This window comes from Staphylococcus sp. GDX8P114P-2, from assembly GCF_017892945.1.
Taxonomy (GTDB): domain Bacteria; phylum Bacillota; class Bacilli; order Staphylococcales; family Staphylococcaceae; genus Staphylococcus; species Staphylococcus arlettae.
This window is the reverse complement of the sequence record NZ_JAESMB010000036.1, coordinates 1-647: the sequence shown is the minus strand read 5'-3', so window position 1 is coordinate 647 and position 647 is coordinate 1. Positions and strand designations below refer to the sequence as shown.

Below are 647 nucleotides of genomic sequence, written 5' to 3'. Positions count from 1 at the left end.
ATAATAATGAGAAGCGCCTAATTTCTGCACTAACCCCAGGATGGTAGTGACCCCCCAAAGTTAGAGTTTTCATTATGCTATTAATTGGCTGGATTGAGTTCGGTATTGTACTGGACTTCGTCCAGCCAATTTTAATTTCAAACGTTCATTGTTATACCAATAGATGTAATCCTCAATTCTTCTTTTTAATGTTTCATAGTTAACAAGTTCTTCTCCATGATACATTTCCTGCTTCATGATGCCAAAGAAATTCTCCATAGAAGCATTATCCGCACACGTCGCTTTACGTGACATACTTTGATAAATCCTTTGTTCCGATAATCTTCTAATCCATGCATTATGCTGATAATGCCAACCTTGATCAGAATGTATCGTCGTACGATATGGTGCTTCATGCTTAATGATTGTAACTGCTTTATCCAATGTTTGAAGTACTAAGTCTAATGTTGGTCTTCTGGATATACCATAAGAAATGATTTCCCCATTGTATAAATCCATAATAGGGCTGAGATATAATTTTTGTTCTTCAGCACATTTAAATTCAGTGATATCTGTCACTAATTTTTGAAGTCGAATAGATGTATGGAATCTACGATTCAAGCGATTTTCAGCCACTTTACCAACTGTACCTTTGTATGATTGATAGC

At 35.5% G+C, this 647-nt stretch carries 1 protein-coding gene; it reads right to left on the bottom strand.

What is annotated here, in order from left to right; all coding sequences use genetic code 11:
* Window positions 1–72: 72 nt before the first annotated feature.
* Window positions 73–647: IS3 family transposase (locus tag KA845_RS12970; protein ID WP_210128196.1), on the bottom strand; the 575-nt coding region annotated here is incomplete at its 5' end.